Here is a 7,546-nt window from a genome sequence, read left to right on the forward strand (position 1 = left end):
ATTAGTACAATAGCCTTTGTTTCTTGAAAACTTACGAAATAGAAGGTATAATTATATTTAGCAAATTCTTTTATTATAAATAATAAATAACACTTGTTAAACATCAGAATAATCTTAATATTGTAAAAAAAATAACCTCTTAAAATCATTATGAAAAAAGAACTAATTACCCTGCTTTTATTAAACTCCGTTTTAGTTATGAATGCTCAATGGAATGGAACAACAACTTCATCAAATGTAGGAATAGGAACAACCGAACCACCAAGTACTAAACTTGAAATTGTTGGATCTTCACAAGCTGTTCACCAAGTTGGTACATTAAAATTAAAGAGCGCAATAGCAAATCAGTTTCTCTATATAGGATATGACGATAATTATTCTGCAGGCTACATTCAAAGTGTAAAACCTGGAACTTCTCAACAAAATATATTATTAGCTCCACAAGGTGGAAATATTGGAATCGGTTTAACTAATCCTGATAGAAAATTAACTGTGGAAGGTTTAATTGGTACAAATAATGGAGGTGTCATGTTTAAAAAAGACAATAAAATTTGGGACATAACCTCAAATAATAATGATCTTTCATTTAATGAAACAGGAACCTCTACGCGTCTATTCCTACAATCTGGAGGAAACATTGGGATCGGAACTAACAATCCAAACTCTAAACTTGAAATAGTAGGTTCTTCATTAGCAGGTCATGACATTGGTACCCTAAAACTAAAAAGCTCGATAGCGAATCAATTCATTTATATGGGGTATGATGATAAATATTCTGCAGGTTACATACAAAGTGTTAAACCAGGAACCTCACAACAAAATATATTACTTGCCCCAAATGGAGGGAATATAGGAATTGGTCTTGTTAATCCAACTCAAACATTAACTGTGGCAGGTCAAATTGGCGTAATTGATGGAGGTCTCATTTTCAAAAGTGATACTAAAGTTTGGGATATTAATCCAAAAAAAGGGGGACTTTCATTTAATGAAACAGGAATAATCTCTCCTCTATTTTTACAATCTGGTGGGAACATCGGAATTGGGACTGATAATCCTAGCACTAAATTGGAAATAGTAGGTTCTTCATTAGCAGGTTATGAAATTGGCACCCTAAAACTAAAAAGCTCGATAGCGAATCAATTCATTTATATGGGGTATGATGATAAATATTCTGCAGGTTACATACAAAGTGTTAAACCAGGAACTTCTCAACAAAATATATTACTTGCCCCAAATGGCGGAAATATAGGAATTGGAACATATACACCAACATACAAACTAGACGTATGTGGTACTATTAGGGCACAAGAAATAAAAGTTGATATGCTAAGTGGATGTGATTTTGTTTTCAAAGATGATTACAAACTAATGAACCTAAATGATTTAGAAAAATTCATAAAAACCAATCAGCACCTCCCTGAAGTAGCTTCTGAAAAGGAAATGATAGAAAATGGAGTAAACATGAAAGAATTTCAAATGAAACTTTTACAAAAAATAGAAGAATTAACACTATACACAATTGAACAAAATAAAAAAATTCAATCATTAGAAAGAATAGTTATGAAATCAAAATAACAAACAAATAACTTGATTTAAGGTTAAAAAACACACAAAACCTACATATACACACAACCTTGTTTTTATTACAAACACAAGGTTGTGTATAAAAAAGTTACCTACTCTACCATATCATTAAAATAGCATGCTATAAATAAATATAGTATTTACTCTAAAATTATAATTTTAATCTTTTTGTCTTACATCTACTAGTCTAAATTCTAAAAGTCTATCGTCTCCCTAAATCACGCCCATTTTTTGCATTAGGAAAGTAGCACTTTTATTTTTACAGATACCTTCACGAAGCGTAAAATCAAAATGTAGTTCGTTATTTTTGATTTCAACCTCAAAACATTGGTTTGTTAAAACATCTGGATAATCGTTTGTTGTCAGGCATACTTCGATATCGTGAGTTGCAATAGCTCCGATGGCTTTTTTTGCAATGATCTTTTTCACTACTTCGATAGTTCCATTGCGTTTGTCATCTGAGTTAGTGCCTCTTAAAATCTCATCTAAGAGCACAAAAGCAGGTTTATCCTCTAACGCATCCATGATTTGTTTTAAACGCTTTATTTCGGCAAAAAAGTAGGATTCACTATCTGACAAAGAATCTGATAGTCGCATAGACACCAAAACTGGCAACGGATGCATTGTAGCCTTATTAGCGCACACCACAGAACCTATTCCTCCTAAAACCATATTAATCCCTAAACTGCGCAAAAAAGTACTTTTTCCCGACATATTTGACCCCGTTAATATCATAAACGATTCTGGGAAAAATTTCACCTCATTTCCTACTCTAGTTTCAGGATTTAGTAATGGGTGACTAAGATTAGAGAAACCAATTTTAAAATCAATATTTAGCTCTGGGAATACAAAATCATCATTATTATATGAAAAGTTAGCTAAGCTGTTCAGCATTTCAAACTCACCTATTACTTCCAGCCATTCTTCTAAAACAGCTGCGTGATTCGTTTTCCAATTTAAAAGATTTTTAAAAACATGAATATTGAACAAGAAAATTCCATTAAATAATAATGCGGTTACAAAATTATTGATTGTATCCATATTTGAAAACAACTCCGATAATTGTTTTAAATGAACACTGGCTTTCGCATTTTTATAAACCAATTTCTTTTGTAGAGCAACTAATTTATCTGACTTAAACGTTTCGTTTTCAATTTCCTTAACCAATAAACCATACTGCTTAATAATTTTATCAATATTTTCAGCCATGGCAATTTCTGTTTGAATTCTTTTAAAAAACATACCAAAAACTGTTGTATTTAAGACAAAAGCAAAAGACAGATAGGATATAAACACCACATTCGATGTTACGAAATACGCAATTACCAATGCTCCAAAAACAGCAGGCAAAACATACATCAATATTGACATTACTTTTGAAAATGGAGCACTCTTGCTGTCCTTCCATTTTAATAATGCCTGATAGGCTTCTTTAGTATCTTGTCCTATTATTGCAAGTGCTAAAAATTCCTGACGCCAATCTAACTTCGATTTCAGTTCAAGTATTGCTTCTTGATTTTGAGCAATTTCTTTATTTGATAAATTATACAACAACTGATTTGCTAATATCTTTTTTCCAACAAAAGTTCCTGTTCTATTAAGACTTTGAAACAATGAATGGTCTCCAAAAATATCTAAATCGTATGCGTAAGGATGATGGAAGTCGATAAACTCCTGTCCATTTTCAAAAGGTAGTTTTTCTCTTTTTAGAAAAGTAATCTCGTTTTTATTTATTTTTAAAAGTGCCTCGGTAAATTTCTTTTGAAAAGACAAAGCAGAATGAATACGCATTAAAACAACAAACCCCAGGAATGACAAGACTGCAACAATAAGATATATTGAAGCATCTGTCTTGATATAATAATACCCTAAAACAAAACACAAAACAATACTCAAAAGTCGTAATAAACTAATGCTATTGTATTTTTTGTTGATTGTATTTAAAGCCTCTAAATAACTATTGCTGTTTTTTTGATATTGTTCCATTGATTTAAAGTAATTATTCCTTTTAGAAATTATATTAAATACAAATATAAGTTTACAGCAACGAAATAACTACTTTAAATACTAGGAATATTACTCACTACTACATTCTCTTCCTCAATTAAAAGTTTGCACTTATTTATTCTCGCAAAGTCACAAAAACGCAAAGAAAACAACTTTAAACTTAATTTTTACTGCTCTGCGCCTTTGCGAGAAAATTTATAATGCCACAGAAAGCTATTGTTCGTGCATAATCAAAACAGGAATTGCAATATCCTTTGTTAGTTTTTTAGTAAAACTAGGACTAAACAAGCTTTCGAAGAAGCTTCGCTTATAAGCAATCATTGCTAGTATATCGATGTCTTTATACAAAACAAAATCTAGAATTGTTTCTTTTACTTCTTCACATGGCAGCACCAAAAACTGAACTGGCTCTTCTTTAAAATCTTTTTCCCATTCTTTAATTGTTGCATCGGTAACATCAGAGTTCTGCGTTTTTACATACAGACATTTAATTTTAGCATTCATTTTTTTGGCTATAGCCAAAACTTTACGAAGCTCTTTTTTATCTTTTTCACGATAGCGCGTTGTGAATCCGATGGTTTTTACTTTATTAAATTTAGATTCTACAGGTACACATAAAATTGGCACTTCAACACCTGATATCACTGCATCGGTATTGGTTCCTAAGAAAAAAGTATTCCAACCTGCTATACCCGAAGTTCCCATTACCACAAAATCTATATTATCTTCTTTAATGGCTTTCTTCATATTGTAAACCAAATCACCATCCATCAAACGATGGTTCATCACAATATTATCGAGCTTACGTTCTGCAGCTATTTGTCGCAGTTTTGGAATTTCATCTTTAAACATTTCGAATTTAGCCAACTCTAATGAATTATATATAATGGCAAAATTCTCTGGAAAAAACTGGCTATCATAAACCGGAATCTCAAATGTGTGTAGTAAAATGAGTTCGCCTTTAACCTGTTTTGCAAATTCTAAAGCATGCACAAATGCATTTGTAGCTACTTCAGAGAAATCGGTGGGGAATAATATTCTTTTCATCGCATTATTTAGATTAAATGTTAGTTTCTCAAATTTAACCATAAAACGATCTCTTCGACATGACAATTATCAGTTATTTAACATTTTACAATTTCTTAAAGTTAGTACTAAATTCTAGTATTCAGTTACAGTCTCAGTTTACAGTGTCATCCTGAGCGGAGCCGAAGGACATTTCAGTAGTCAGTCTCAATGTTCAATTACAATGTTATCTCAATTCTTAGAATTCATCTTTCATCGCTTTTTGAGACTAGCACATTCCGATTACAATCCTGAAGCGCTGAGCAATGTCATTAAGTCAATCTTTTTTTAACCAATCTGGTCTCATTATTTCCTCGCAAAGTCGCAAAGAAAATAAATCTAACTTTCACAGCTTTGTGTCTTTTCGTGAGATATCCAGCATCACTATTTAAAATAAGAACAAGCATCATTATCTATAAAAAAGTATATCCTTTTATACAAATACTGCTTTCGGAACTTCTAGCCTTTTTTTATACCTTTGCACCATGATAAATCAAGATTCTATAGTAGCACTAGCAACACCTTCGGGAGCTGGAGCAATAGCCATAATCCGAATTTCGGGTAGCGATGCCATTACAATTGGTAACGGTGTTTTTCAATCTATTAAAAACAAGGATTTAACTAAGCAGAAAACTCATACGTTACATCTAGGTCATATTGTAGATGATTCTAAAACCCTTGATGAAGTTTTGGTTTCTGTATTTAAAGGTCCAAACTCCTACACTGGCGAAAATACTATCGAAATATCATGCCACGGTTCTACTTATATCCAACAACAAATCATACAATTATTGCTTCGCAAAGGATGTCGAATGGCTGATCCTGGTGAATTTACTCTTCGTGCTTTCTTAAATGGAAAACTAGATTTATCCCAAGCCGAAGCTGTAGCCGATTTAATCTCGTCTGACAATGAAGCTTCTCATCAAATTGCCATGCAGCAAATGCGTGGTGGCTTTAGCAACGAAATTGCTAAACTACGTGAGGAGTTATTAAATTTTGCTTCGCTTATCGAACTTGAATTGGACTTTGCCGAAGAGGATGTCGAATTTGCTGACAGAAGTCAGTTTCATGAATTACTGAATCGCATTGAATTTGTATTGAAACGTTTGATCGACTCTTTTGCTGTTGGAAATGTAATCAAGAACGGTATTCCTGTTGCTATTGTTGGAGAACCTAATGTTGGGAAATCGACTTTATTGAACTCTTTATTAAACGAGGAACGTGCCATTGTTTCGGAGATTGCCGGGACAACTCGTGATACTATCGAAGATGAATTGGTTATTGGTGGAATCGGTTTTAGATTTATAGATACTGCTGGGATTCGCGAAACTGTTGATTATGTAGAAAGCATCGGAATCAAAAAAACCTTCGAAAAAATTGAACAAGCGCAACTCGTTATTTATTTAATGGATAGCTTGAAATTTAAAGCCTCGAGTAACTCGTTTATAGTTGAAATTGAGAAAATAAAAAACAAATATCCTTTAAAACAAATTTTAATTGTTTGTAATAAAATAGACCAACTTACGGAAGAAGAACTTCAAGATATTCGCAAACAACTTGAAACTTTAAACCTTAAACAGCTATTTTTAAGTGCTAAAGAGAATATTGGTGTTGATGAATTAAAAAATCAATTGCTTTCTTTTGTTAATACTGGAGCTTTACGAAATAATGAAACAATCGTAACAAACACACGTCATTACGATTCTTTACTTAAAGCACTAGATGAAATTCAAAAAGTAAAATACGGCCTCGAAACCAATCTTTCTAGCGACCTTATGGCACTCGATATACGTGAAGCTTTATATCAATTTGGACTGATTACTGGTCAGGTTTCTAATGACGAGTTGCTTGGGAATATCTTTGCTAATTTCTGCATCGGGAAGTAGCAAGACAAAATAACGCAAAATAACAACAAACAAACGAGTTAAAATATTAATAATCAATATTTTAACTCGTTTTTATTTTTCCTTTCTTTTAGTTGTTATGTTTTATTTTGCTTAAATTTGTACCCCATTTGTACCTCAAAAAACGAGGTACAAAAAAATATTTTTTTTTGGCCAAATGATGGCACATAGAGACACACATAGTCACAGTGGGACACTTAAAGTCACATTCCTATGAGTTCAAAAATGAAGATTACCCATCCTACTAACGTCAATAAAATGACAGATATTATGAAGCTTAATGTTCTGTCGCATCTGTCAGAAATAAATGTAAGAATTTAAGTAATTTAAAAGTTAGTCTGCCAATTTACAGAATGATTTAAACATAGTTATCTCTGGACTAACCATCTGATTCTTTCTCAGCATATGCACAACTTCAATTCCACTCAAGGTTCGTTTGGCTGAATCAAAACTTTTAAAGCCTAATGCGTTTTGTATGCGTCATTTGATAAAACGATGATCCTGTTTAACAATATTGTTGAGATATTTACACTGTCGAATTTTAATCTTTGAGAACCAACGTTCGTTATATACTTTGATCGCTACAGTATCAGAACTGTTTTTATCAATGTTTATTACTCTTGGTCCGCAGTTGCTACTAATTGCTTTAATTAGAAAAGACTGAGCGCTCATTCTCTGTATTTTTATAGTCAAAAGAAAGATATCCTGCCTGGATTAAAAATTTTAAAACAAGTTTAAATCAATTATATATCTTTTGAAGGTTTAAATGAGATCTCATTTTTTATAACTCCACAGACTTAGGATTAATCTTTCGTTCTCTCGAAGTCTCAGAGGCACAAAGACTCTGTTTAAATACAAAACAATCATAATTTTCACCACAAAGAGCACAAAGAAAAAAAAGGCTCGCAAAGCCATTAAACTTTGCGAACCTTTGCGTAATCATTTGCTCCCGATAGCTATCGGGATTGCGTTTAACTCTTTATGTT

At 32.3% G+C, this 7,546-nt stretch carries 4 protein-coding genes; 2 read left to right on the forward strand and 2 right to left on the reverse strand.

What is annotated here, in order from left to right:
• Positions 1-150: 150 nt before the first annotated feature.
• Complete coding sequence (locus LPB87_RS19610) at positions 151-1,575, forward strand: hypothetical protein (RefSeq protein WP_230729024.1); 1,425 nt, start codon at positions 151-153, stop codon at positions 1,573-1,575.
• Positions 1,576-1,797: 222 nt separating this feature from the next.
• Here LPB87_RS19610 and LPB87_RS19615 read toward each other — a convergent pair whose 3' ends face one another.
• Positions 1,798-3,570, reverse strand: coding sequence for a DNA mismatch repair protein (locus LPB87_RS19615; RefSeq protein WP_230729025.1), 1,773 nt, complete (start codon positions 3,568-3,570; stop codon positions 1,798-1,800).
• A 234-nt stretch (positions 3,571-3,804) separates the two neighbouring features.
• Positions 3,805-4,638, reverse strand: a complete 834-nt coding sequence (locus LPB87_RS19620) for a universal stress protein (RefSeq protein WP_230729026.1) — start codon at positions 4,636-4,638, stop codon at positions 3,805-3,807.
• Positions 4,639-5,141: 503 nt separating this feature from the next.
• Here LPB87_RS19620 and mnmE point away from each other — a divergent pair.
• On the forward strand, positions 5,142-6,542 hold the full coding sequence (gene mnmE, locus LPB87_RS19625) for a tRNA uridine-5-carboxymethylaminomethyl(34) synthesis GTPase MnmE (protein WP_129539043.1): 1,401 nt from the start codon (positions 5,142-5,144) through the stop codon (positions 6,540-6,542).
• Positions 6,543-7,546 lie beyond the last annotated feature (1,004 nt).

Origin of the sequence: Flavobacterium sp. EDS (assembly GCF_020991525.1) — a bacterium.
Taxonomy (GTDB): Bacteria; Bacteroidota; Bacteroidia; order Flavobacteriales; family Flavobacteriaceae; genus Flavobacterium.